The 25,403-nt window shown below is 71.7% G+C and carries 20 protein-coding genes; 9 read left to right on the top strand and 11 right to left on the bottom strand.

What is annotated here, in order from left to right; translation table 11 throughout:
• The first annotated feature begins 160 nt into the window (after positions 1-160).
• The 4 genes from AB0A94_RS13925 (at position 161) to AB0A94_RS13910 (ending at position 3,063) form a co-directional block, all read left to right on the top strand.
• Positions 161-310: a hypothetical protein gene (locus tag AB0A94_RS13925; RefSeq protein ID WP_361743618.1), complete on the top strand. Its 150-nt coding sequence runs from the start codon at positions 161-163 to the stop codon at positions 308-310.
• Between the two features lie 117 nt (positions 311-427).
• A complete protein-coding gene (locus AB0A94_RS13920) occupies positions 428-835 on the top strand; it encodes a YciI family protein (RefSeq protein WP_361743724.1) in 408 nt (135 codons plus the stop codon).
• Positions 836-843: 8 nt separating this feature from the next.
• Positions 844-1,989: a DUF6596 domain-containing protein gene (locus tag AB0A94_RS13915; RefSeq protein ID WP_361743721.1), complete on the top strand. Its 1,146-nt coding sequence runs from the start codon at positions 844-846 to the stop codon at positions 1,987-1,989.
• Between the two features lie 273 nt (positions 1,990-2,262).
• Entirely contained in the window at positions 2,263-3,063 is an 801-nt protein-coding gene (locus tag AB0A94_RS13910; RefSeq protein ID WP_361743615.1) for a VOC family protein, read from the top strand.
• 24 nt (positions 3,064-3,087) lie between these two features.
• Here the strand turns inward: AB0A94_RS13910 and AB0A94_RS13905 are convergent, their stop codons facing one another.
• Positions 3,088-3,477, bottom strand: coding sequence for a RidA family protein (locus AB0A94_RS13905; RefSeq protein WP_361743612.1), 390 nt, complete (start codon positions 3,475-3,477; stop codon positions 3,088-3,090).
• A 72-nt stretch (positions 3,478-3,549) separates the two neighbouring features.
• Here AB0A94_RS13905 and AB0A94_RS13900 point away from each other — a divergent pair, with 72 nt between their 5' ends.
• Positions 3,550-4,458, top strand: coding sequence for a LysR family transcriptional regulator (locus tag AB0A94_RS13900; protein ID WP_361743609.1), 909 nt, complete (start codon positions 3,550-3,552; stop codon positions 4,456-4,458).
• On the opposite strand, the gene AB0A94_RS13895 is transcribed toward AB0A94_RS13900, so the two are convergent.
• The 3 genes from AB0A94_RS13895 to AB0A94_RS13885 all read right to left on the bottom strand — a co-directional run bounded on the left by AB0A94_RS13895 (position 4,455) and on the right by AB0A94_RS13885 (position 8,153).
• Positions 4,455-5,108 (bottom strand): phosphoribosyltransferase family protein, encoded by a 654-nt coding sequence (locus tag AB0A94_RS13895; RefSeq protein ID WP_361743606.1) that lies wholly within the window; start codon positions 5,106-5,108, stop codon positions 4,455-4,457. The genes AB0A94_RS13900 and AB0A94_RS13895 overlap by 4 nt on opposite strands.
• A gap of 128 nt (positions 5,109-5,236) precedes the next feature.
• Positions 5,237-7,111, bottom strand: a complete 1,875-nt coding sequence (locus tag AB0A94_RS13890; RefSeq protein WP_361743603.1) for an ATP-binding cassette domain-containing protein — start codon at positions 7,109-7,111, stop codon at positions 5,237-5,239.
• Between the two features lie 133 nt (positions 7,112-7,244).
• On the bottom strand, positions 7,245-8,153 hold the full coding sequence (locus AB0A94_RS13885; RefSeq protein ID WP_361743600.1) for an SMP-30/gluconolactonase/LRE family protein: 909 nt from the start codon (positions 8,151-8,153) through the stop codon (positions 7,245-7,247).
• 327 nt (positions 8,154-8,480) lie between these two features.
• On the opposite strand from AB0A94_RS13885, the gene AB0A94_RS13880 reads away from it, so the two are divergent.
• A complete protein-coding gene (locus tag AB0A94_RS13880; RefSeq protein WP_361743597.1) occupies positions 8,481-8,930 on the top strand; it encodes a nuclear transport factor 2 family protein in 450 nt (149 codons plus the stop codon).
• A 44-nt stretch (positions 8,931-8,974) separates the two neighbouring features.
• Here AB0A94_RS13880 and ligA read toward each other — a convergent pair whose 3' ends face one another.
• Positions 8,975-11,047: an NAD-dependent DNA ligase LigA gene (ligA, locus tag AB0A94_RS13875; protein ID WP_361743594.1), complete on the bottom strand. Its 2,073-nt coding sequence runs from the start codon at positions 11,045-11,047 to the stop codon at positions 8,975-8,977.
• Positions 11,048-11,165: 118 nt separating this feature from the next.
• Here ligA and AB0A94_RS13870 point away from each other — a divergent pair, with 118 nt between their 5' ends.
• Both AB0A94_RS13870 and AB0A94_RS13865 read left to right on the top strand, forming a co-directional pair.
• Complete coding sequence (locus tag AB0A94_RS13870; RefSeq protein ID WP_361743591.1) at positions 11,166-11,738, top strand: TetR-like C-terminal domain-containing protein; 573 nt, start codon at positions 11,166-11,168, stop codon at positions 11,736-11,738.
• 60 nt (positions 11,739-11,798) lie between these two features.
• Positions 11,799-13,004 (top strand): GDSL-type esterase/lipase family protein, encoded by a 1,206-nt coding sequence (locus tag AB0A94_RS13865; RefSeq protein WP_361743588.1) that lies wholly within the window; start codon positions 11,799-11,801, stop codon positions 13,002-13,004.
• On the opposite strand, the gene AB0A94_RS13860 is transcribed toward AB0A94_RS13865, so the two are convergent.
• On the bottom strand, positions 12,988-14,058 hold the full coding sequence (locus AB0A94_RS13860; protein ID WP_361743585.1) for a glycoside hydrolase family 43 protein: 1,071 nt from the start codon (positions 14,056-14,058) through the stop codon (positions 12,988-12,990). The genes AB0A94_RS13865 and AB0A94_RS13860 overlap by 17 nt on opposite strands.
• Before the next feature lie 329 nt (positions 14,059-14,387).
• Between AB0A94_RS13860 and AB0A94_RS13855 the strand changes: the two genes are divergently transcribed.
• The gene (locus tag AB0A94_RS13855; protein ID WP_361743582.1) at positions 14,388-17,663 is read left to right on the top strand and encodes a LamG-like jellyroll fold domain-containing protein; all 3,276 of its coding nucleotides are present in this window, start codon (positions 14,388-14,390) and stop codon (positions 17,661-17,663) included.
• Between the two features lie 60 nt (positions 17,664-17,723).
• Here the strand turns inward: AB0A94_RS13855 and AB0A94_RS13850 are convergent, their stop codons facing one another.
• From AB0A94_RS13850 to AB0A94_RS13830, 5 genes are all read right to left on the bottom strand, one after another.
• Positions 17,724-19,226 carry a glycoside hydrolase family 43 protein gene (locus AB0A94_RS13850; protein WP_361743579.1) on the bottom strand — a complete coding sequence of 501 codons (1,503 nt, stop codon included), beginning with the start codon at positions 19,224-19,226 and terminating at the stop codon, positions 17,724-17,726.
• Positions 19,227-19,313: 87 nt separating this feature from the next.
• Positions 19,314-21,674 carry an AbfB domain-containing protein gene (locus tag AB0A94_RS13845; RefSeq protein ID WP_361743576.1) on the bottom strand — a complete coding sequence of 787 codons (2,361 nt, stop codon included), beginning with the start codon at positions 21,672-21,674 and terminating at the stop codon, positions 19,314-19,316.
• Positions 21,675-21,810: 136 nt separating this feature from the next.
• Complete coding sequence (locus AB0A94_RS13840) at positions 21,811-22,848, bottom strand: ABC transporter permease (protein ID WP_361743573.1); 1,038 nt, start codon at positions 22,846-22,848, stop codon at positions 21,811-21,813.
• Entirely contained in the window at positions 22,845-23,807 is a 963-nt protein-coding gene (locus AB0A94_RS13835) for an ABC transporter permease (protein WP_361743570.1), read from the bottom strand. The genes AB0A94_RS13840 and AB0A94_RS13835 overlap by 4 nt, the downstream gene beginning before the upstream one ends.
• Positions 23,800-25,359, bottom strand: a complete 1,560-nt coding sequence (locus tag AB0A94_RS13830) for a sugar ABC transporter ATP-binding protein (RefSeq protein ID WP_361743567.1) — start codon at positions 25,357-25,359, stop codon at positions 23,800-23,802. The genes AB0A94_RS13835 and AB0A94_RS13830 overlap by 8 nt, the downstream gene beginning before the upstream one ends.
• Positions 25,360-25,403 lie beyond the last annotated feature (44 nt).

Below are 25,403 nucleotides of genomic sequence, written 5' to 3'. Positions count from 1 at the left end.
CCGAAGCCGCTGCCCAGGGCGTCCGGGGCGAGCCCGTGCGCCGCCGATCCGGGGGCGCACGGGCGGGCGGGCCGATCACCGTGATCGGCCCGCCCGCCCGGGCGATCTCGCCCGCAGCGGACGCCTGCCGGGCGTCAGGCCCGCGCCCGGCAGGCTCGCCGTGGACGCCGCCCCCGCGCCGCTGAGGGCGACCGCACCGACGACGACGGGGCCGAGCGCGAACCAGAACGGGGACCACCACGACGGGAAGCTCATCCGCGACCAGGTGCCCGATGAGCTCGCCGCCGGCCGGGTGGGTCCGCTGACCTGACGCGGCCACCGGCACGCGACCGGAAAAATCGCGCGGCGATGTCGAGAACGCGTGTCCGGTTCCGTCCCCGGTGTGAACGCGACCACAATGGATCGCACCGGCACCGAGGAGCACACCATGGCCAAATACCTGCTGCTGAAGCACTACCGGGGCGCTCCCGCCGCGGTCAACGACGTCCCCATGGACCGGTGGACCCCCGAGGAGATCTCCGCCCACGTGCGGTACATGAACGACTTCGCGGCCCGGCTCGAGGAGACCGGCGAGTTCGTCGACAGTCAGGCGCTCTCCCCGGAGGGGATGTTCGTCCGGTACGACGGTGAGGGGCGCCCGCCGGTCACCGACGGCCCGTTCGCCGAGACCAAGGACCTCATCGCCGGCTGGATGGTGATCGACGTCGACAGCCAGGAGCGCGCCGTCGAGCTGGCCGGGGAGCTGTCGGCCGCCCCCGGGGCGGGCGGGAAGCCGATCCACGAGTGGCTCGAGCTGCGTCCGTTCTACGGCGTGTCGCCCACCATCACCGAGTGACCCCACCCATGGACGAGGCCCTGCTTCGCGGCCTCACACCGGGCGTCCTCGCCCTCCTGGTCCGCCGCGGAGCCGACTTCGCGGCGGCCGAGGACGCCGTACAGGACGCGCTGGTCGAGGCGATCCGCCGCTGGCCCGCCGACCCGCCGCGGGACGCGAAGGGCTGGCTGGTCACCGTGGCCTGGCACAAGTTCCTCGACACGGCGCGGGCGGACGCCGCGCGCCGCCGGCGTGAGGACCTCCTCGACGAGGAACCGGCGCCCGGCCCGGCGCCCGCCACGGACGACACGCTCCAGCTGTACTTCCTGTGCGCCCACCCGTCGCTGACGCCGTCCTCCGCCGTCGCGCTCACCCTGCGTGCCGTCGGCGGACTCACCACCCGCCAGATCGCCCGGGCCTACCTGGTGCCCGAGGCGACGATGGCGCAGCGCATCAGCCGGGCCAAGCGCACCCTCTCCGGCGTGCGGTTCGACCGGCCCGGCGACGTCGCCACCGTGCTGCGCGTCCTCTACCTGGTCTTCAACGAGGGCTACTCCGGCGACGTCGACCTCGCCGCCGAGGCCATCCGGCTCACCCGGCGGCTCGCGGCCGCGATCGACCACCCCGAGGTGGCGGGGCTGCTCGCCCTCATGCTGCTCCACCACGCCCGGCGCGCGGCCCGCACCGCGCCCGACGGCAGCCTCGTGCCGCTCGCCGAGCAGGACCGGGGCCGCTGGGACACCGAGGCGATCGCCGAGGGCATCGGGATCCTGCAGGCGGCCCTCGCCCGCGACCGGCTGGGCGAGTTCCAGGCCCAGGCCGCCATCGCCGCCCTCCACGCCGACGCGCCCGCCCCCGAGGAGACCGACTGGGGGCAGATCGTCGAGTGGTACGACGAACTCACGCGCCTGACCGACAACCCCGTCGTCCGGCTCAACCGCGCGGTCGCCGTCGGCGAGGCCGACGGACCGCGCGCCGGGCTGGCGGCGCTCGCGGAGCTGGACGCCTCACTGCCCCGCCACACCGCGGTGGCCGCGTACCTCCACGAGCGCGACGGCGACCCGGCGACGGCGGCACGGCTGTACGCCGAGGCGGCCCACAAGGCACCCGGTCTCGCCGAGCGCGACCACCTGACGCGGCAGGCCGCCCGGCTCAACACCCGCCGGTCCCGCTGACGGTTCGCGCAGGGACCGCGTCAGAGGCGTGCCGTGGCGTCGCACAGCGGCGCCCGGGGCCGTTCGACGAAGTACTGATCACCCAGCCGCGGGTTCTGGACCATGCCGATCCCGAGCCCGGGAAGCGGCGACGGGAACTCCTCGATCCGCAGACCGGCGAGTGGCGGGCCGGGAGCAGCCCGCCCCGGAACGCCCGGACGGCGAAGCCGGAGGGCGAGTGTCAGTGCCCGGTGGCACGCTGAGGCCAAAGGGAATCTGCGAAAGGACATCGCGGTGATCACCACTGACTTCGCCCCCGGCTCCCCCTGCATGCTCGATCTCGGGTCCCCCGACGTCCGGGCCGCCGCCGCCTTCTACGGCGCGGTCCTCGGCTGGGACTACGAACCCATGGAGGGCGGCGGGGAGGACATGGAAGGCGGGATGTTCCGCAAGGACGGCAAGATGGTCGCCGGCCTCGGCAAGCTCACCGAGGAGGGCGCCCGCCCGGCCTGGATGATCTACTACACCGTCGCCGACGCGGACGCCACGACCCAGGCGGTGGAGCGCGCCGGCGGCACCGTGCGGGTGGCGCCGACGGACCTCGAACAATGGGGCCGGATGGCACAGTACAGCGACCCGCTGGGCGGCCAGTTCGCCGTCTGGCAGCCGGGGGAGAGCAAGGGCGTCGACCTGGTGGACCAGCCGGGCTCCCTGTCCTGGACCGAGCTGTACACGAGCGACGCGGCGGCCGCGAAGGAGTTCTACGGCGGTGTCCTCGGCTGGCGGTTCAGTGACATGGAGATGCCGGGCGGCGAGGGCACCTACACCCTGATCACCCCGGCCGGGCTGCCCGAGGAGCGGATGCACGGCGGCCTCATGGAGGTCGGCAAGGAGGACCTCGCCCTGGCGGGCGGCCGGCCGTACTGGCACCCGGTCTTCCAGGTCACCGACTGCGACGCCGCGGTGGCCGAGGTCACCGCGAACGGCGGAAGCGTGCAGATGGGACCGGTCGACGCGGAGGGCGTCGGCCGCATGGCCGTCTGCCTCGACCCCTTCGACGCGGACTTCGTGGTGCTCACCCCGGCCGAGAGCTGAACGCCGAGGGCCCCGGGCCGGCCGTCACCGTGCCGATCGCTGCGCGTACACCTCGATCTCGATCTTCATCCGGGGGTCGGCGAGACCGCACACGAGCATGGTGGCGGCCGGCCGGACGCCGCCGAAACAGCGGCGCAGAACCGGCCAGCAGGGCTCGAAGTCGGCCCGGTCGGGCAGCAGGTAACGCACCCGCACCACATCGGCGAAGGTGCACCCCGCCTCGGTCAGCGCGGCCCCGATGTTGCGCAGGCACTGCTCGGCCTGCTCCACCACGTCCTCGGAGATGGTCATGGTGGTGTAGTCGAACCCGGTCGTCCCGGACACGTGCACCCCGTCGCCGTGGACCACGGCGCGGGCGTAACCGATCTGCTCCTCGAACGTCGAGCCGCTGAGGACCGTACGTCGTTCCGTCATACGCCGCACGCTAGGTGACCAGCTCCGATACGTCCAATACGGCAGCGGTGACGACCTGATATCCCTGGACGTATGACACGCCCGGAGCTTCCCCTGCCGCAGCTGCACGCCTTCCTCGTCCTCGCCGAGGAGCTGCACTTCGGTCACGCGGCCGCCCGGCTCGGCATCGCCCAGCCACCGCTGAGCCAGCAGATCCGCCGCCTAGAGGACAAGGTCGGCCATCCGCTGTTCCACCGCGGACCGGGACGCGTCACCCTCACCCCGGCCGGACGCGAACTGCTTCCGGCCGTCCGGCGGGCCCTGGCCGACCTCACGGACGGCCTGTCCGCCGCCCGGGCCGCCGGGAGCGGCCGGTCCGGCCGCCTGCGGATCGGCTTCGCCGCCTCCCTCGCCCTGACGGTCCTGCCCGGCCTGCTGCGCACCTTCCGGCAGCGGTATCCCGACGTGGAGCTGGACATCCGCGAGATGACCACCGCACCGCAGATCACCGCCCTGCACGAGAAGTCGATCGACATCGGCCTGCTGCGCGAGCCGCCCACGGACGAGACCGGACTCGGCTTCGAGACCGTCCTGACCGAGCCGTTCGTGGCCGTCCTGCCCGCGGCCCACCCGCTCGCCGCCCGGCGGACCGTGGAAGTGGCCCGGCTGGCGGACTCGCCGTTCGTGCTCCTGCCCCGCGCCGTGGGCCCACGGCTCCACGACCGGATCACCGGCCTGTGCGCCGAGGCGGGCTTCACCCCCCGGATCGTCCAGCACGCGGTGGAGTGGCAGACCGTCTGCGCCCTGGTGGAAACCGGCCTCGGTGTCTCCCTGGCCCCGGCGAGCATCCGTCGCATCCGCCTCGAGGGCGTCGCCTTCCGTGCCGTGGCGCCCGGTACCGCCCGCACCCGGGTCGCCGTCGCCTGGCGGACGGACGACCCCAGCCCCCTGGTCGCCAACCTCCTCGCCACGGTCGGCCGGGAGCCGCGGGACGACGTCTAGCCGGCCGGGTGCAGCTCCCTCAGGGCGTCCAGCACTTCCTGGTCGGTGACCCGGGGGAAGTCGTCGTACCACTCACCGACCGACCGCACCTGCTGCGGCTGGTACAGGGAGACCACGTCGTCGGCCTCGTCCCGCAGCGCCGCGGCGGTCCCGTGGCCGCACACCGGCACTGCCAGGATCAGACGCAGGGGATCGCCGCGCCGGAGGTGCCGCAGGGCCGCGCGGGCGGTGATGCCCGTGGCCAGCCCGTCGTCCACGACCACGATGCTGTGACCGCCGACCTCCGGTGCGGGGCGCCCGCCGCGGTAGACCCGCTCCCGCCGGTGCAGCTCGACCCGTGCCCGGGCCACCTCAGGGCCGAGCTTGTCCTCCGAGAGGTCCAAAGCCCGCATTCCCGTACGGTCGAACACCGGGGGGTCGTCCCCGGCGATCGCCCCGATGCCCACCTCGGGGGACCCGGGAACCCCGATCCTGCGGACCACGAGCACATCCAGGGGGACCTGCATCGCCCGGGCGATCTCCGCCCCGACCGGGACGCCACCGCGCGGCAGCGCCAGCACGGTCACATTCGCGAGATCGCCGCTGCTCGCCCACTCCAGCATCCTGACGGCCAGCTCCTGCCCGGCATGCGCACGGCTCTGGAATCGCACGGCTCGCTCCCTTCCTCGGCCACGGATGCCGGGTAACCGTCATCGGCCCCCGCTCACCCGGGGAGACCACGGCGACGGGCCGCGTACCGCTTCGCCGCACGGCGTGGTGCTCGAAGACGCCGGTGTTCTCAGCGGTCCTGGGACAGGCGCAGGAGGTCGGCGAAGGTGCCGGCGGCGTGGACGAGGTCGTCGTAGGTGCCGTGTTCGGTGATCCGCCCCTTCTCCATGACGACGATGTGATCGGCGATCCTGGTGTTCTCCAGACGGTGTGTGACCACGATGGTGATGCGGTCGCCGGAGATCGCCTTGATCCTCTCGAAGATGCCGTGCTCACCACGTGGGTCCATCTGCGAGGTGGGCTCGTCGAGGATCAGCAGGGGCGGGCGCCGGTACAGGGCCCGGGAGCAGGCGAGGCGCTGCCACTGGCCGCCGGAGAGTTCGGCACCGCCGAAGATCTCGCGGGCCAGGAGGGTGTCGAGTCCGGCGGGCAGGTCCTCGACGGCGTCGCGCATCCCGACCGCGTCGACCGCCTCCCACACCTCCCCGTCGTCGAGGCTCCTCGGCTGCCCCAGCGTCACGTTCTCCCGCACCCGCAGGGGCCACTGGGCGAAGATCTGCGGCACCAGGCCGGTGCAGTCCCACACGGTGGCCGGATCGGCGTGGGCGATGTCGGTGCCGTCCCAGGTGACCCGGCCCTTGTCCGCGAGGTAGATGCCGGTGATCAGCCGGGTCAGGGTGCTCTTCCCGGAGCCGTTCACGCCGACCACGGCGAGAATCTCCCCCCGCCGCAGGGTCAGCGAGACACCGTCGACGGCGGGCCTGTCCTTGCCCGGGTACTGGTACGTGACCTCGTCCAGCCGGATCTCCTCCACCGGGGCCTGGACGGTCCTCGGGCCCCGCTTGGGCGCCCGCGCGGCGGCGTCGTCGAAGAACGCCTGCATGTCGCTGAGGTACAGACTGGTGTGGAACACCGCCGCTCCGTTGACGACGACCTGGGACAGCGCCGCCAGGGTCGTCTGGACCGCGACGACGGCCGTGGCGGCGACGGCCGGTACGATCCGCCCGGTGACGGCCAGCCAGGCGAGCATCCCCCAGGTGGCGGCCAGGAACGCCCCACTGGCGACGGAGGACAGCAAGGCGATGCGCAGGGTCCGGGGAGCGGCGGCCAGGGACCGCCGGTCGACCCGCTCCGACAGGGCGCGGTACCAGTACAGGAGGTAGTCGGTCATGCCGTTGGCGCGGACCTCGTCCGCGTACTTCGGCGTGGTCGCCCACCAGCGGGTCATCCCGCGCACGTTGCGGTCGGCGACGTTCGCGTAGTGGATCTCGTAGTCGACGCGCGCGGTGAGGACGGCTCCCACGCCGGCCGGGGCCACGGCCAGCAGGAGCAGCGGCAGCATCAGGGGATTGAGCACGGACAGGACACCGCCGGCCGTGAGCATCCTGATCAGCGCGGCCATGAAGCGCTGGGCGTCCATGACCATCACGTGCGTGCGCATCACGCCCATCTCGGCCGCCTCCTGGCGGTCGGAGAAGCCGTCCGTGGCGTACGCCGCGGCCTCGACCCGGCAGACGGCCTCGACCAGCGCCGAGTCGGTCTCCGTCGTCAGCCGGGGAGTGATCCTCCGCTCGGCGTACATGGCCAGGGCCTCCGACGCGCGGGTGACGGCGCTCGCCGCCGCGACGACGACGAGCGCGGGGAGCGCCCGGTGCAGGCGGTCCGCGACCGTGCCCGCCCCGAGGAGCGGGCCCATGGCCCTCGCCGTGGCCGCCAGCAGCACGGCCGCCGACACGCCCGTGACCAGCTGGCAGGTGAGGAGCAGGACCACGGCCCGACGGTCGGTCCGCCACGCCATGGCGGTGATCCGGCGCAGGACGGAGGGGAGTTGGGAGCACAGGGAGCGGAAACCGACCTGGCCGAGCGGGTTGACGGAGTAGTGGCCGGAGTACGTGATCTCGGCGGGCGGCGGGGGCGGGACGGCACGGGTGTTCTTGTGAGTCAACGGCACTTCTCCCTGCCTGGTCGATGGCGTGAAGACGACGCACGGAACTCAACGAGACAGGGAGCGGTGTCGAAAACAGCCGTTTCGGACGAAGGGCGCGGACCCGGGTGGCCGAAAACCTCGCGCGGCCCGTTCAGAGGCGCGGAACCCCGGTCACCGACATCACCAGGGAGTACAGGGAGGTGGTGGCCGTGATGAACAGGCGGTTGTTCTTCGGGCCGCCGAAGGCGATGTTGGAGACGGGCTCGGGCACGCGCAGCCTCCCGATGAGGGTGCCGTCGGGGTCGTAGCAGTGCACGCCGTCGTCGAGGGCCGCCGCCCACAGGCGGCCCTCGTCGTCGAAGCGGATGTTGTCGAAGTGGACACCGCTTCGGCCCTCGGCGAAGACCTCGCCGCCGGACAGCGTGCCGTCCTCCCGGATGCCGTACACGTGGATCCGGGCGGCCCGCGAGTCGGAGACGTACAACCGGCTCTCGTCGGGGGACAGGACGACCCCGTTGGGCCCCTCGAACCCCTCCGCGGCGAGGTGGACCTCCCCCGACAGCGGGTCGATCCGGTACACGTTGCACGCGCCGATCTCCGACTCGGCGCGATGGCCCTCGTAGTCGCTGGTGATGCCGAAGTCCGGGTCGGAGAACCAGATCGTGCCGTCGGAGCGTACGACGGAGTCGTTCGGGCTGTTGAGCCGCTTGCCGGCGTACCGGTCGGCGAGGACGGTCACGGTCCCGTCCGGTTCGGTGCGGGTGACGCGGCGGTTGCCCTGCTCGCAGGTGACCAGGCGGCCCTGCCGGTCGACGGTGTTGCCGTTGCTGTGACCGGCCGGGGTACGGAAGACGCCGACGGTGCCGGTGGCCTCGTCCCAGCGCAGGATGCGGTCGTTGGGGATGTCGCTCCAGATCACCTGGCGCCAGGCGGGCAGATACAGCGGGCCCTCCGCCCAGCGGCAGCCGTCGTGCAGGACCTCCAGCCTGCTGTCGCCGTTCGCGCAGCGTCCGGTACGGAAGCGCTCGTCCAGGATGTCGTACAGGCTGCTGCTCGGCATTGCGTCCCCTCGCTGAGAATGATCGGAACTGGATTATCGACCGCCGCCCGGTCGCGCCGCCCGAAGGCGTCGCCCGTCAGCGGAGTGACGACCCGTCCTCGGTCGCCACCCGGGGCGCGACGCCGGTGCACCCCTCGGGCGCGGCGCCGGTCCGCCCGGTCGTCACGGTGTCCTCTCGTCGGCGCCGGTCGCGCCCGGCCGCCCCGCCCCGCCTCGCCCCGGGCATGACGCCCGAGGTAATCGACCCGCTCCTTCCCCTCCGGCAGGATCGGGCACATCCACCGAGACCCCGCGCCGGAATCCGGCCGCAGCCCCGAGGAGAGCGTCATGTCCACCCGTTTCCCCGCCACCACCGCGCATGCCGACGCCGACGCCGAGGCCACCCGGGCCGTCGTGCGGGAGTTCCTCGCCGCCAGGTTGGCCGGGGACACCGGACGGCTCGTCGCGCTCTTCGCCGACGAGGTCGACTGGCTGCTCGCCGACAATCCCGCCGTCCCGTGGATCCGCCCCCGCTCCACCGCCGTCGAATGCGCGGCCCAGTTCACGGAGTTGATGGAGCACACCGTGCCCGAGGACGCGCGTGCCTCCGTCGACACCTTCCTCGTCGACGGGAAGGACGCGGTCCTGATGGGGCATCTGTCGGGGACGGTACGGGCGACGGGACGGTCCTTCCAGGGCCCGTTCGCCCTGCGCCTCACCGTGGAGGGCGGCCGGATCACCCGTCACCACCTCTACGAGAACAGCCTGTCCATCGCCGAGGCCTGCGCCGCGCCCTGACGGCCGGGCGCGGGCCGGCGGCCGGCTCAGTCGAGGAGTTCGGCTCAGTCGAGGAGTTCGGCGACCAGGGCGGCGAACTCCTCCGGGGTGGCGAGGCGGACACCGAGCTGTTCGGCCTTCGCGCGCTTGGAACCGGCACCCTCGCCCGCGACCACGAGGGCGGTCTTCTTGGAGACGCTGGAGGAGGAACGGCCACCGGCCCGTTCGACGAGTTCGTTCATCTCGTTGCGGGAGAGCTTCTCCAGCTTCCCGGTCATCGCGCCGGTGACCACCACCGTCATCCCGGCCAGCGGGCCGCCTTCGGCCGGGGCGTCGGCCTCGGCACCCGGGGGCGGTGGCGGAGTGGCCCCGGGCTCCGTCATGTTGACGCCGACGGCGGCGAGCTTGTCGATGAGCGGCGCGAGTTCGGCCAGCTCCGCGACGATCGAGGGCGCCTTCTCCGCTCCGATGCCCTCGACCCGCTGCATCGACTCGGCGTCGGCCGCGCGGATGTGGTCCATGGTGGCGAAGTAGCGGGCGATACGCCGTGACATGGATCTTCCGGTGCCCCGTACGCCCAGCGCGCACAGCACCCGCGACAGCGGCTGCTCCTTGGCCTTGGCGAGCGCGGCGAGCAGGTTGTCGGTGCTGGTCTCGCCCATCCGCTCCAGGGCGAGCAACTGCTCGCGCCGCAGGGTGAACAGATCGGCGAGATCGGCCACCAGGCCCGCCTCGACCAGCTGCACCACGCGGGTGGCGCCGAGGCCCTCGACGTCGAGCTGGTCGCGGCCGGCGGCGTAGGCGAGGGACGCGACGAGGTGGCAGTTGCGGCCCTGGGCGCACCGCCAGCGTTCCTCGCCGGTGTCGATGTCCGAACCGCAGCGCGGACACTGCGCCGGGAACTCGATCGGCCGCTCCTCACCCGTGCGCAGATGGGCGACCGGCGCCTCGATGCGCGGGATGACGTCACCCGCGCGGTGGACCATGACGTGGTCGCCCAGGCGCAGGTCGCGGCGGGTGATGTCGGCCGGGTTGTGCAGGGTGGCGTAGGTGATGGTGGAGCCGTCGATGACGACCGGTTCGAGGACACCGCGCGGCGCGATGATCCCGGTGCGGCCGACGTTCCACTCCACCTCCAGCAGCCGGGTGATCTTCTCCACGGCCGGCAGCTTGTAGGCGATCGCCCAGCGCGGTGCGCGTGAGCCGGACCCGGCGGCCCGTTGGTCGGCGGCGAGGTCGGCCTTGACGACGATCCCGTCGATGCCGAACGGCAGCTCGGCGCGGAGCGCGGCGATCTCCTTCACCCGGGCCAGGACCTCCTCGGGCGTCCCGGCGACGACGTCCGGGACCGCCGTACGGGCGCTGGTGTGCACTCCGAGGTCGCCCGCCAGCGCCATCAGATCGCTGTGCGCGAGCTCGCTCAGCTTCTCGGCGAGGGCGGAGTCGGTGTCCGGCAGCGGCAGCAGTCCGTAGCCGAAGAACGTCATCGGCACCGTGTAGAGCCGCTCCTTCGCCCGCAGGGTGCCCGCGGCCGCGTTGCGCGGGTTGGCGAACGGCTGCCCGCCGTGGCCGGTGCGCACCTCGTTGGCGTACTCGAACTGGGCCGCCGTCATGAGGACTTCGCCGCGCACCTCCACGGTGACCGGCTCGTCCAGCTTCTCGGGCAGCCCTTCGACGGTGCCGATCGCGTGCGAGACGTCCTCCCCGGCCGTCCCGTCCCCGCGGGTGATCAGCCGGGTGAGGCGGCCGTCGCGGTAGCGGGCGGCGATCGCGAGCCCGTCCAGCTTCGGACCCACGCTGAAGCGCGTCGCGTCATGGCCGATGCGGCGGGACAGGGACGCGGTCCAGGCGGTGAACTCCTCCGCGGAGAACACGTTGTCGAGGCTGAGCATCGGCACCGTGTGCGGGACGTCGCCCTCCACCGCTCCACCGGCGACCTTCCCGGTGGGGGAGTCGGGGAGTATCCCGTCGGGATGCTCCGCCTCCCAGTCGGCGATCCCGCGCACCAGCCGGTCGTACGCGTCGTCGTCCAGCGGCGAGGTACCGCCCTCGTAGTAGGCGGCCGCCGCACGCACGGCGTCCTCGACCGCCTGCGCGTAGGCGGCGGCGTCCACGATCACTGCTGCAGGTGTTGTCATGCGTCGCATCTTGCCTCCCACCACTGACAACGGGGTCCGCCGGTGATCACCACCGGGTCCGCTCGCCTAAAGGTTTTAGGTATGTGCGTAATCGATTCAGTTGATTGGGAGGATGGTTATGGCGACGCGTGCAGGACTCACCCCCGAACGCCTGACCCGGGCGGGTGCCGAGCTCGCCGACGAGGTCGGCTTCGACCGGGTGCCCGTCTCGGAGCTCGCCCGGCGCTTCGACGTCAAGGTGGCGAGCCTGTACTCCCACGTGAAGAGCTCCCACGACCTCAAGACGCGGATCGCCCTGCTCGCGCTGGAGGAGCTCGCCGACCGTGCCGCCGACGCCCTGACCGGACGGGCCGGCAAGGACGCCCTGACCGCGCTGGCGAACGTCTACCGCGACTACGCGCGTGAACATCCCGGCCGCTACGCGGCCGCCCAGTTCCGGCTCGGCCCGGAGGAGGCCGCGGGCAGCGCGGGGGTGCGGCACGCGCGGATGACCCGGGCCCTCCTGCGCGGCTACGACCTGACGGAACCGGACCAGACCCACGCGGTCCGCCTGCTGGGCAGCGTCTTCCACGGCTACGTCAGCCTGGAGACGGGCGGCGGGTTCAGCCACAGCGCCCCCGACACGCAGGAGACGTGGACCCGCGTCCTCGACGCGCTGGACGCCCTGCTGCGCAACTGGCCCGCGCCCTGACGGCGGCCCCGGCGCCGTCCACCCCGTTCATCCACCCGCCCCGACCGACGGAACGAAGCGATGCCCCCCACCCCGCACACCTGGACCACCACACCCGTCACCGCGGACCTCGTGCGCGGCGCCCTCGACCTGGAGCGCACCGCGCGGGGGGTGCTGCCCCACCGCCTGCCCTCCTGGGCCCGCGCCCAGAACACCGACGGACAGCTCGCCATGGCCGAGTCCCAGCCCTCCGGCGTGCGGCTGGTCTTCCGCACCCGGGCGACCGCGATCGAACTCGACACCCTGCCCACCAAGCGGGTCTACCTCGGTGCCCCGCCCCGCCCGGACGGCCGCTACGACCTGCTCGTCGACGGACGCCCGGCCGGTCGGGCGACCGCGACCGGCGGCAACACCCTGACCATCGACATGAGCACCGGAACCGCCGAACACGGCACCGGCCCCGCCGGCACCCTCCGCTTCACCGGCCTGCCCGGGCGCGACAAGACCGTCGAGATCTGGCTGCCGCACGACGAGACCACCGAACTCGTCGCCCTGCGCACCGACGCCCCCGTCGAGCCCGCGCCCGCCTCCGGACGCCGCACCTGGCTGCACCACGGCAGTTCCATCAGCCACGGCTCCGACGCCGCGAGTCCCACCACCACATGGCCCGCGCTCGCCGCCGCACAGGGCGGCGTGGAACTGGTCAACCTGGGCTTCGGCGGCAGCGCCCTGCTCGACCCGTTCGTCGCCCGCACCCTGCGTGACACGCCCGCCGACCTGATCAGCGTCAAGATCGGCATCAACCTGGTCAACGCCGACCTGATGCGGCTGCGTGCCTTCACGCCCGCCGTGCACGGCTTCCTCGACACCGTCCGCGAGGGCCACCCCACCACACCGCTGCTGGTCGTCTCGCCGATCCTGTGCCCCATCCACGAGGACACACCCGGACCCACCGCCTACGACTTCAGCCGGCTCGGTGAGGGCCGGCTCCTGTTCACCGCCGCCGGCGACCCCGCGGAACGGGCTGCGGGCAAGCTGACGCTCAACGTCGTCCGCGACGAGCTGAGGCGCATCGTGACGCGACGCGCGGCGGACGACCCGAACCTGCACCACCTCGACGGCCGTGACCTCTACGGCGAGGCTGACCACGCCGAGCTGCCGCTGCCCGACCGGCTCCACCCCGACGCGGCCGCCCACCGGCGCATCGGCGAACGCTTCGCCGCCCACGCCTTCGCGGCCGGCGGCCCGTTCACGGACCGCCGGGACCGGCCTACTCGAAGAACTTGAGGCTCCACCCGGTGTCCGTGTTCGGTCCGGGGACGTCGGCGCGGCTGTACGTGGTGCCGCCCCACCAGCAGAACGTGCCCGTGTACCAGTAGCGGTTCTCCCACGTGTACGGCGTGCCCTTCGGCACCGCGTGGAACATCAGCGGGAACCGCGGCCCGGCGGGCGGGCTGGTGCCGATGTCGCCGTGCAGCAGGACGAAGCTGTGGTGGCCGGGTCCGTCGACGTGCAGCGTCGGATCCCAGCCGGCCATCATCGTGGCCCGGTGGGAGCCGAACAGGCAGCCGTTGGACTTGTACCAGTCCCACACGTGCGTCGGGTCGCCGCCGGCCCGCAGCCGCAGGTCGGCCAGGCAGTACTGGTCGCTCCAGCTGCCGTTGGCGGAGTACACGATGTGCAGCTGCCCGTTCGGGTCCCTGATGGGCTCCGGGCCCTCGTTGATGAACGGGTTGCCGACCACCCGCTCCCAGCTCTCCCGGGGCTGCGAGATGATGTGCCGCGCCCCCGTCGGCGTGGTGGGGCTGCTCATCCGGGCGATGTACAGGTTCTGCTCGACGTCGGTGTCCCCGGCCCAGCCGGACCAGACGAACCAGCGTTGGCCGTTGAAGGTGAACAGGGTTCCGTCGATGGCCCACTTGTCGTCCGGCAGGGCCAGCTTCGTCTCGGCGGAGTAACCGCTGTCGGGGCTGGCGGAGCTGATCACGTACATCCGGTGGGCCGCTCCGCGCCCGGCCGTGAAGTAGATGTAGTAGCGGCCGCCGTCCCGCACGATCTCCGGGGCCCAGACCTCACCGCGACCGCGCGTGTCCGACCAGACCTGCCGCGGGGCCGCCGAGTCCAGGGCGTCCGTCGACGGGGCCTGTCGTACGACGATGCCTCCTCCGGCGGACTGCACGGAGACGTACGTGCCACCGACCCGGAGCACGCTGGGGTCCGCGGCGCGGAGCCCCGTCTGGTCCGCCCGGGCGGGCTCGGCGGACGTCAGGGTCAGGGCGGCGGCGAGGACGCCGGACAGGACGAAGCCGATGACGCCGGCCGGACGGCGAGAGAGCCTCATCGTTGTGTGGGAGAGCCCGACCATCGTGTCCCGTCACCTCCACGCCGAGGTTTACATCGATGAAAGACGCTCCCACAGGATGGTGACTGGCATTGGACATGTCAAGAGAGTCCGTGGGGTCGGGGTCTCGCCGCGCGAACCGCCGTTCCGTTGCGGTGCCCCGCTTCCTGATGGATCGTCAGCTGTGCGCGAAGCCTGGACAGTCGTCGGGCGGCGTGTTGTCATTCCGCTGCACGCCGGATTTCCAACGTTGGAATGAAGGGCCGGTCGAGCCGACGGCCACCCCTGTTTCGTCCTGGTCCCATGCCCTCTGCGCGAGGAAAGGTTCGATGACAAGACAACTCACCCGCCCGAGATCCAGAACGTGGGCCCTGCTGACCGTGACCGCCCTGGCCCTGTCCACGGGCGCCCTGGCGCCCGCCGCGTCGGCCGCCGTGCCGATGGCCGCGGTGTCCGCCGGCGCGACCGCCGCCGACGCCGACGTCGTGGTGCACGGCCTGAAGGGCGAGTACTTCAGCATGTCGGCGCCGGGTGCCCGGGACTTCGCCGAACTCGGCGGCACCCTGCTGGAGCCGCAGATCAACTTCTCCGGACTGACCGGCACCTTCGAGGAGCTGACCGGCCGGACGGAGCACACGACCGCCCGCTGGACCGGGCAGATCGAGGCGCCGGAGACCGGTGAATACACCTTCCACGCCATCGGCGACAACGGTTTCCGGCTCTTCATCGACGACGAACCGGTCATCGACCACTGGGTGGGCGACTGGGACAAGGAGCAGACCAGCGCCCCGGTCAGGCTGACCGCCGGCGAGAAGCACGACTTCCGCATGGAGATGTTCCAGGACGTCGGCGGCGCCAACATGTTCCTGCGCTGGTCGACGCCGACGATGGCCAAGCAGCTGGTGCCGACGACGGCGTTCACCCCGCCCGCCGGCTTCGAGGTCTTCCCGGTGGAGCCGGTCGTCACCGAGGACGGCCGGAAGCTGCGCGCCCGGTTCGAGGACCCGGTGAGCGGCCTCGCCGAGGTGGCCGGCCACCTCAAGATCGAAGCCGACACGACCGCCATGCCCGTCACGTCGGTGGCGGCCGACCCCGGTGACCCCGACTCCCTCCTGATCACGCTCTCCGAGCCGATCCAGAGGAACCAGCAGGTCCGGTTCACCTACGACGGCGAGGGCGGACTCACGGCCGGCGGCAAGGCCGTGCCCCGGATCGTCCGCTACGCCACGAACACGTCCACCCACCGCATCACCACCCCGTGGGGCGACAAGGTCGACAAGAACAACCCGCTGCCGGAGTATCCCCGCCCGCAGCAGGTCCGCTCGAAGTGGAAGAACCTCAACGGACCCTGGCAGTTCAGCGGCGCCGAGGCCGGTGAGCAGCCGGTCTTCGGCAAGGACCTGGACGAGAGGATCATCGTGCCGTTCCCGGTCGAGTCGCAGCTCTCCGGGCTCGAACGGCACGAGGACCACATGTTCTACCGCAAGCTCGTGGACGTGCCGAAGAGCTGGAAGGTCGGCAAGAGCGGCAAGGCCAACCGGCTGAGGCTCAATTTCGGCGCCGTGGACTACCGGGCGACCGTCTGGGTCAACGGCGAGAAGGTCGCCGAACACACCGGCGGCTACAACGCCTTCAGCGCCGACATCACCGACGCGGTCAAGGACCGGGGCAAGCAGGAGATCGTGGTCGCGGTCACCGACACCGGCGGCGCCAACCAGCCGATGGGCAAGCAGTCCACCAACCCCGGCGGCATCTTCTACACCCAGTCGTCCGGCATCTGGCAGACCGTCTGGATGGAACCCGTCGCCGACACCTCCATCGACAACGTCGTCACCACGCCCGACATCGACACCGGCACCCTGGCGGTGACCGTCGAGTCCGAGGGCGCCTCGAAGCACGCCCGTGTCGAGGCCGTGGCCCGTGACGCCCGCGGCAAGGTCGTCGGCAAGGTCAGCGGCCCCGCCAACAGCAGGCTCAGCCTGCGCGTGGCCGGGCAGCACCTGTGGAGCCCGGACGACCCCTACCTCTACGACCTCGACGTCAAGCTGAAGGACGGCAGGTCCACCGACAGGGTCGGCAGCTACTTCGGCATGCGCGAGATCGGCATCGAGGAGGTCGGCGGCTACCGGAAACTGGTCCTCAACGGAAAGCCCGTCTTCTCCCTCGCCACCCTCGACCAGGGCTTCTGGCCCGACGGCCTCTACACCGCGCCCAGCGACGACGCCCTCGCCTTCGACCTCGAGGCGCACAAGAAGCTCGGCTTCAACGCCGTCCGCAAGCACATCAAGGTCGAGTCGCCCCGCTGGTTCTACCACGCGGACAAGCTCGGTCTGCTGGTCTGGCAGGACTTCGTCTCCGGGAACATCACCGACGAGACCGGGCAGAAGGCCTTCGTCGACCAGGGCCGGGAGATGATGCGCCAGCACCACAACTCGCCCTCCGTCATCGGCTGGATCGTCTTCAACGAGGGCTGGGGCGAGTGGGACCGCGAGGAGAGCGGCCGCATCGCCGAGTCGGTGAAGGCCGCCGACCCGTCCCGGATCGTCAACGCCCACAGCGGTGTCAACTGCTGCAACTCCAAGGGCGACTCGGGCAAGGGCGACATCATCGACCACCACGACTACAACAACGAGGACCCGCCCTTCCCCGACCACCGGGCGGCCATGGACGGCGAGCACGGCGGCTTCACCCTGCGCACCCCGGGCCACATGTGGCCGGGCACGCCGACCGTGATCTACAGCGGCGTCGCCGACAAGGAGGCGCTGACCCGCAAGTACGTCGAGAACACCGAGAAGTTCTACCTCGACCAGGCCGGCGCCGAACTCTCCGGCTCGGTGTACACGCAGATCACCGACTTGGAGAACGAACTCAACGGCCTCTACACCTACGACCGCCGGGAGATCAAGGTCGACCCGGTCCGGGTGCGCGAGATCAACCGCAAGGTGATCGCGGCCGGCGCGGCGGCGGGCGACCGCGAGCAGTTGAAGGGCGGCGGCTCCTGGGCCCTCGACGAGGGCACCGGCACCACCGCGAAGGACGACGGCCCGAACGACAAGCCGCTGACGCTCGGCGAGGGCACGACCTGGACCACCGGAGTCAGCGGCAGCGCGCTGAAGTTCGACGGCCGGGGACAGTACGCCCAGACCGGTGGACCGGTGCTCGACACCACCGGCAGCTACACGGTGTCCGCGTGGGTCACCCTGGACTCGCTGCCGGGCAACTACGCCACCGCCGTCAGCCAGGACGCGCCGCGTCGGACGAGCCCCTTCTACCTGCAGTACGGACAGGGGGCCTTCGCCTTCAGCACGCCGGACGGGCAGCGCGCCCGCCTGGAGACCACGCCCGAGACCGGCCGCTGGTACCACCTGGTCGGTGTGCGTGACGACGCGACGGGCGAGATCACGCTCTACGTCGACGGCGAGCGGGCGGCGACCGTCGAGGGCGGCGCGAACTATGTCGCCTCCGGCCCCTTCACGGTGGGCCGCGCCCAGTGGAACGGCCAGAACACCGACTTCTGGGACGGAAGCGTGGACGAGGTCCACGCCTACGACCGGGCGCTCACGGCCGAGGAGGTGAGCGCGCTGTACGGGGCGGAGAAGCCGTAACCGCCGCGACGGCGGAAGGCGCGGGCGTCCTCGGCGTCCGCGCCTTCCGCCGTGTACGGGCTACCGCGCGCGGCTCACCGCCACGTTGTCGAACGTGGCCGCGGTGTCGAAGACCCGCACACCGTTCGCACCGCTGGGGTACGTGGCGTCGGTGACCGAGATCCTGGGCTTCGTCATGTCGTCGACGTACACCTTGAGGGAGGAGCCGACGGCCGTGACCCGCAGCTTGTGCGTGGAACCCGGGACGATCCGCAGATCGGCGGTCCCCAGCGGGGTCCAGGAGTCGTTCGCCCTCCCGAGCACCACCTTGCCGCTCGCGCCGATACCCGCGTAGTAGCCGCTGTAGCCGTCGGTACCGACCGCAGGCCGGGTCACCCGGAACGTGAGGCCGGCGTCACCACCGCGCGAGGCCACCGTGACGTCGGCCTCCTGGGTGAAGTCGGCGAAGTTCGTGTCGAGCAGTGCCTTGCCGCCTGCCGAACGGCCCGCCCGGTAGCGTCCGCCGGTCACCGCCCAGGACCCGCCGTAGGTCTTCCAGCCCAGCGCGTTGCCGTCGGCGAAGTTGTCCCGCACCTTCATCTCGATGCGCTCGATCGTGCCGTCGGGCCGGAAGTGCATCCGGTCGTAGGCCAGTTGACGGTGGTTGCCGTCCGTCTCGCTGAGCGGGCGCCGGTGGTAGAAGATGTACCAGATGTCGGTGCCGGGCACCTGGACGACCGAGTTGTGGCCGGAACCCCTGGCGACCGCGGGGTCCTGGGCGAGCACCTTGTCGAGTTTGACGAAGGGACCGGTCGGCGAGTCGGAGATGGCGTACGACACCGAGTAGTCGGGCCCCGTCCAGCCTCCCTCGGACCACATCAGGTAGTACTTCCCGCCCCGCTTGAACATCTGCGCCCCCTCGACGTAACCCTCCGGGGTGATCTCCTTGTACGTCGATCCGTCGGCGAAGGTGCCGAGGCTGGTCATGTCCGGGTTGAGCTTGACGACGTTGGCGTGGCCCCAGCCGCCGTAGTACATGTACGCCTGACCGTCGTCGTCGATGAAGACGTCCTGGTCGATGGGCTGGGCGCCGTTGTGGAACGCCGGGATCAGCGGCCGTCCGACGGCGTCCTCGTACGGGCCCTCGGGACGGTCGGCTACGGCCACCCCGATCCCGCCGAGCTGGGAGTCGTTCTGGATGTCGTTGGCGGCGAAGTACAGGTAGTACTTGCCGTCGCGCTCGATCGGCGCGGGCGCCCACATCGCGCGCTCGGCCCAGGAGACGTCCGCCTTGGTCAGGACGTCGCTGTGCTTGGTCCAGTGCACCAGGTCGGTGGAGGAGAAGGCATCCAGGTGCGTCTGCTCGTCGTAGGGCCTGGAGGTGGTCGGGAACACCCAGTAGGCGCCTTCGTACAACGCGATGTCCGGGTCGGCGTACCAACCGTCCACGAAGGGGTTGCCCGCCTCGGCGGTCGTGTACGCGGGCACGGCGACGGCGGGGGAGGGCGAGAGCATCGTCAGGAGGCCACCGGCGAGCAGTGAGGCGCAGAATCTGGTGGCGAGTACGGTCGTTCGGGCAGTCATGGCTGGGAACTCCAGTGGGGGAGGAGACGGGGGGCGGTGGCGACCGGGTGGCCGCCGCCGCTTCTCACATGTGCTGCTTCGCCGCGCTCACGGGGCCCACGGCGCTTCCACGGCCCAGGTGGTGTCCTCCGTGAACAGGGCCGGGTTGTCCCAGGTGTGCGTTCCGCCCGGTGTGGCGAGCCACAACTCGGCGTCGTAGTGGCGCAGGTACTGCTCGGGGAAGTTGTAGGCGGACAGTCTCACCCCGCCGTTCGCGCCCCGGACCGGGCAGAAGGTGGCATCCGCGCGGAACAGGTCGCCGCTGCCGCCCTCCTTGTACACGCGGTACTCGCGGTGGCGCAGGTACTCGCCCGGGTAGTTCCGCGACTCGAAGGAGTGACAGCCGCTGCCGGCGAGCCCCGGCACGATCCGCCACGTGGCGTCGTTCTTCAGCAGCGCGTCACTGCCGCCGCCCACGACCTCGGTGAACACGGCACCGTCCCGGTGCCGCGCGTAGCGGTCGGTGTACCCGGGTGTCGTCACGCGGAGGGACGTGTACTGACCGGTGGGCAGGGTCACGGGAGCGGCCGGTCGGCGGGAGGCGTCGATCAGGGCGCGATTGGCGGCCCGGACCCGGGCCTCGTCGACCTTGACCACCTGACGGTCGTAGGTGAGCAGCCCGTTGGCCTCGTTCTCCACGTCGGTGATCTCGGTGTAGACCGAGGCCGACAGACCCCGGGGCATGCGCACCTCACGGATGCCGTCCAGCAGGCCGACGAACCGGTTGTCCAGATGCGCGAGGTCGGGCTGGTCCTCGTAGCTGAAGCCGCCGCCGGGGTACCACTCGTGGCCGGCCACCTCGAAACCGAGGCCCCCGAACTCGCCGAGGACCGCGGCGCGGGTGGCGCTGGGCACCGTGGTGCCGGGACCCACGTAGACATGGTGGTCGACCACGTCACCGTTGCCGCCGTCCACCGCCCCGCAGCAGTTGACCCCGCTCATGTTGTCCACCAGCCGGGACGGGTCGTACGCCTTGACCTCGTCGGCGATGCGCGCCTGGTCGTACTGGCCCCAGCCCTCGTTCTGGTTCACCCACATCACCAGGGACGGTGAGCTGCGGTGCTGGTCGATGATCCGGTCGTACTCGGCCTCCCACTGGGTGCGCGCCGCGGCGTCGGGGGTGCGCTCCATGGACGGCATGTCCTGCCACACCAGCAGACCGAGCCGGTCGGCCCAGTAGAACCAGCGCTGCGGCTCGACCTTGATGTGCTTGCGCACCATGTTGAAGCCGAGGTCCTTGTGCTTCTGCAGGTCGTACCGGAGGGCGGCGTCGGTCGGGGCGGTGTAGATACCGTCCGGCCAGTAGCCCTGGTCCAGGGTGCCCGTCTGGAAGACGAACTCGCCGTTCAGGACCGGGCGCAGGAGGCCGCCGACGCGGGCGAGGCCGATGGAGCGCATGCCGGTGTAGCTGCCGACCGAGTCGACCGCCGTGCCGCCGGAGAGCAGTTCGGCCTTCACGTCGTAGAGGAAGGGATCGTCCGGCGACCACCGCCGCGCGTTCGGCACCGGGACGGTGAACTCACCGCCGGCCGGGCCGGTGGCGGTGCCGACCGTGGTGCCGCCGGTGGAGACGGTGACGCGGGCCTGGTGGCCGCTGGTCCCGGCGCCCCGCACCGTGACCCTCAGGCGGTTGTCGGTGAGGTCGGGCACCATGTCGAGACGGGTGATGTGCGCGGCCGCTGTGGGCTCCAGCCACACCGTCTGCCAGATGCCGGACGCGGCCGTGTAGAAGATGCCACCACCCGGATGCGGGGTCACGTCGTTGATCCGCTGTTTGCCGACCGCCTGACCGCCGGTCTGGGTGGGGTCCCACACGGAGACGACGAGGGTGTTCGTGCCCCCGTTCAGCAGGCCGGTGATGTCGTACGAGAACGAGTCGAAGCCGCCGTTGTGGACGGCACCGGCCTGCCGGTCGTTGACCCACACGGTCGTACGCCAGTCACTCGCGCCGAAGTTGAGCTGGACTCGGCGGCCGTTCCAGCCCGCCGGGACGGTGAAGGTGCGCTTGTACCAGAGCTTGTCGTCCTGCGTGATCCGGCGCTGGATGCCGGAGAGCGCCGACTCGGCGACGAACGGGACGCGGATCTGCTCGGTGAACGACGCGGGTCGGCCGGCGTCCTCCGGGGTGACGGCGAAGTCCCAGATGCCGTTGAGGTTGGCCCAGTCGGGACGGGTGAGCTGCGGCCGCGGGTACTCGGGCAGCGGACGGTCCACGGGGACCTGGTCGGTCCAGGGGGTGGTCATCGGCGCGGGCTTGGGGGCCCACGCCCGGGGCGCCGCGGTCGCGGTGCCGGGGCCGGTGAGGACCGTGCCGGCGAGCAGGGCCAGCACGGCCGACAGGGCGGTGAGCCACCACGATCTCCGTCTGAACCGGGGGAGGGGGAGACGTGGGGTGTGTACTCGACGCATCGTCACTCCTTGGGAAGTGGGGGTGGGAGACGTGCGCGTGCGAGAAACGGCCGGCCCGCGTCGGGGCGTGACCGGCCGCCTGGTACCCGGACGTGGCAGCGGGGGCCCGAGGCGGCCCGCTGCCGCGTCCGGAGCCTCACATCAGCTGCCGTCTGCGGCCCAGCCAGGTCTGGGCGACGACCACGACGGCCAGGAAGGCACCGCTGACGACCTGCTGGTACGAGGAGTCGAGGGAACCGATCTGGTTGATGACGTTCTGGATCACCTTGAGCAGCAGCACACCGACCAGTGCGCCGCTGACGTGGCCGAGCCCGCCGGTGAGCAGGGTGCCGCCGATGACGACGGCGGCGATCGCCTCCAGTTCCATGCCGTTGCCGAGGATGGTCACCCCCGAGGCGAGCCAGGCCGCGTTGAGCGCGCCGGCCAGTCCCGCCAGCACTCCGGACAGGGTGTAGACGAGGATTTTGGTGCGGGCCACCGGAGCGCCCATCAGCGCCGCCGCGTCCTCGTTGCCGCCGACCGCGTACACGTGCTGCCCGAACCGCGTGCGGCGCAGGACGACGGCCCCGGCGACGAACAGCGCCAGGGTGATCCACACGGGATTGCCGAGACCGAGGGTCGTGCCCTGACCGAGCTCGGCCAGGAAGGAGCCCTTGCCGATCAGGTACGTGTCGGCGCCCTCGTCGGTGAGCGCCAGCATCAGGCCGCGCGCACCGAGCATGGCCGCCAGGGTGACGATGAACGGCGCCAGCCGGGAGCGGGCCACCAGCAGCCCGTTGACGACGCCGATCGCCCCGCACACCACCAGCGGCAGCAGCAGCGCCACCAGCGTTCCGTGCCGCGAACCCCAGGCCGCCAGCACCCCGCCCAGCGCGAACAGCGAGCCGACCGACAGGTCGATGCCCCCGGTGATGATCACGAAGGTCATGCCGAGCGCGACGATCGCCAGGAACGCCGAACTCGTCGCCATGTTGCTGACGTTGTCCCCGGTGGCGAAGGAGTCGAAGCCGACCGACGCCACCAGGGAGACGGCCACCAGCACCGCCAGCGCGCCGTGCTGCTGGACCAGCGCGCTCACCCGCTCGGAGCGCGCGGGGCCCACGGGCCCGCCGGCCACCGCCGGCTTCTCGTCGCCGGCCGCGGTCACCGGGGCGTCCGTCTTCGTGGCGGTCATCGCTTCCCCCGTCCCCGTGCCGCGTAGACCGCGGCGACGATCACTACGGCCTGCGCGATCTGGGTCCAGGAGGGCGGCAGATCGTGCTTGATGAGGGTGGCGGTGAGCAGCTGGATGAGGACGGCTCCCGCCACGGTGCCGGCGATGTTCACCCGGCCGCCGGTCAGCGGTGTCCCGCCGACCACGACGGCGGTGATGGCGGACAGCTCCATCAGATTGCCCAGCGACGTCGGGTCGCTGGCCCCCAGCCGCGCGGTGGCCAGGACGCCCGCCACGGCGGCGAGCAGCGCGCAGACGACGTACACGACGATCAGCACGCGCCGTACCGGCAGCCCGGCGAGCTGCGCCGCGGGACGGCTGTCGCCGATGGCGAGGAGCTGCCGTCCGAAGGTGGTGCGGCGGACGACGAAGGCCACCAGCAGCGCCAGGACGGCGGCGATCAGGATCAGATACGGGACGCCCAGCACGTCGCCCGACCCCAGGGAGGCCAGCGACGGGTTGCGCAGGTCCTCCAGCTGGGGGAGCAGCACCAGGGCGAGGCCCCGGCCGCCGACCATGAGCGCCAGCGTCGCCACGATCGGCTGCACCCCGACGAGCGCGACCAGCGCCCCGTTGGCCAGTCCGACGCCCGCGGCGAACACCGCCACCACGAGCAGCGCCGGCACCAGACCGTAGCCGAGGTAGAGGGCCGTCACCGAGGCCGCCAGGGCCATCACCGCGCCGACCGAGAGGTCGACGCCCTCGGTGCCGATGACCAGGGCCATGCCGAGCGCGACGATGATGACGGGGGCGACCTGCACGGCCTGGGTGCGGAAGTTCTCCGCGGACAGGAAGTGCGGGGTGACGGCGACGTTGACGACCAGCAGCAGCGCCACGCCGGCGTAGACGCCGTACGTCTGCAGCCACTGCAGGACGCGGGCCCTGTCCAGCGGGACGGTCCTGAGGGTGGCTTCAGCCATCGGTGGCCGCCTCCTCGACCGCGTCCCGGTCCGGGGCGTGCCCGGCGATGGTCCGCATCAGCTCGTCCTCGGTGACCTCGTCGCCGGTCAGCTCGCCGACGACCGCACCGTCCTTCAGTACGACCACGCGGTCGGACCCTTCGATCAGTTCCTCCAGGTCGGAGGAGATGAGCAGGACGCCCAGGCCGTCCGCGGCCAGTTCGTCCACGAGTTTCTGCACCTCGGCCTTGGCCCCGACGTCGATGCCCCGGGTGGGCTCGTCCAGGAGCAGCACCTTGGGGTTCATCGCCAGCCAGCGGGCGAGCAGCACCTTCTGCTGGTTGCCGCCGGACAGTTCACCGACCTTCTGCTGCGGCGAGGACGCCTTGATGCGCAGCCGCTCGACGAAGGTGTCCACGATGCTGTCGACGCGCGCCTCGGAGACCAGACCGAAGCGGGAGAGCCGGGGCAGGACGGCCAGCGAGATGTTCTCGCGGACCGACAGGCCGGGCACGATGCCCTCGCTCTTGCGGTCCTCGGGCAGCAGGCTGATGCCCGCCCGGACGGCGGCGGGGGTGGAGCCGCCGCGCAGCGGGACCCCGGCCACCACCACACTGCCCGAACTGGTGGACAGCGCACCGGAGATGGCCTTCGCGGTCTCGGTGCGTCCGGAGCCGAGCAGCCCGCCGAGACCGACGACCTCGCCGGGACGGATGCTCACGGACACGTCGTGCAGCCTGTGCGGGACCGTCAGTTCGCGGGCCTCCAGCACCGGCCGGCTGTCGGTGGCGTGGTGGTCGCCGGTGAACTTCGTCAGGCCCTCCTGGCGGACCTCGCCCAGCTCCCGGCCCAGCATGGTGGAGACCAGGGAGAGCCGGTCGAGGTCGGCAAGGCGTCCGTGGTGCACGCGACGGCCGTCGCGCAGCACGGTGACCGTGTCGCACACGGCGTACAGCTCGTCGAGACGGTGGCTGACGTAGACGACGGCGATGCCCTCGTCGCGCAGCCGTCGGATGACCGAGAACAGCGTCTCGACCTCCCGCGGTTCCAGGGACGAGGTCGGCTCGTCCATGATGACGATCCGGGCCTCGCTCGCCACGGCACGGGCCAGGGCGACCATCTGCTGCGCGCCGACACCGAGGGTCCGCAGCGGCCGGCGGACGTCCACCCGGACGCCGTGGGCGCGCAGGGCCTGTTCGGCCTCCCGGTTCATGCGGGCGGAGTCCAGCAGGCCGAAACGGTTCCGCGGCTCGCGGCCCAGGAAGAGGTTGCGGGCCACGCTCAGCAGCGGGATGAGGTTGACCTCCTGGTAGATGGTCGAGATCCCGGCCTTCTGGGCCTCCAGCGGCGTGGCGAAGGAGACTTCACGGCCCTGGAAAACGATGTCACCGGCGTCGGGCCGGTAGACCCCGGTGAGGAGTTTGATGAGGGTCGACTTGCCGGCGCCGTTCTCGCCGATCAGGGCGTGGACCTCACCGGGGTGCAGGGTCAGGTCCACGTCGTCCAGGGCCCGGACGCCGGGGAAGGACTTGCTCAGTCCGCGGACGGCGAGGACTTCGGCGGGGGGAGCCACCTGTGCCTCCAGGAAGAAAGGGGTGACGGACGGACGAGGGCCCG

It is taken from the genome of Streptomyces sp. NPDC044984 (genome assembly GCF_040646935.1).
Taxonomy (GTDB): domain Bacteria; phylum Actinomycetota; class Actinomycetes; order Streptomycetales; family Streptomycetaceae; genus Streptomyces.
Note: the sequence above shows the minus strand (reverse complement) of the source record. Positions and strands in the feature narration are given on the sequence as shown.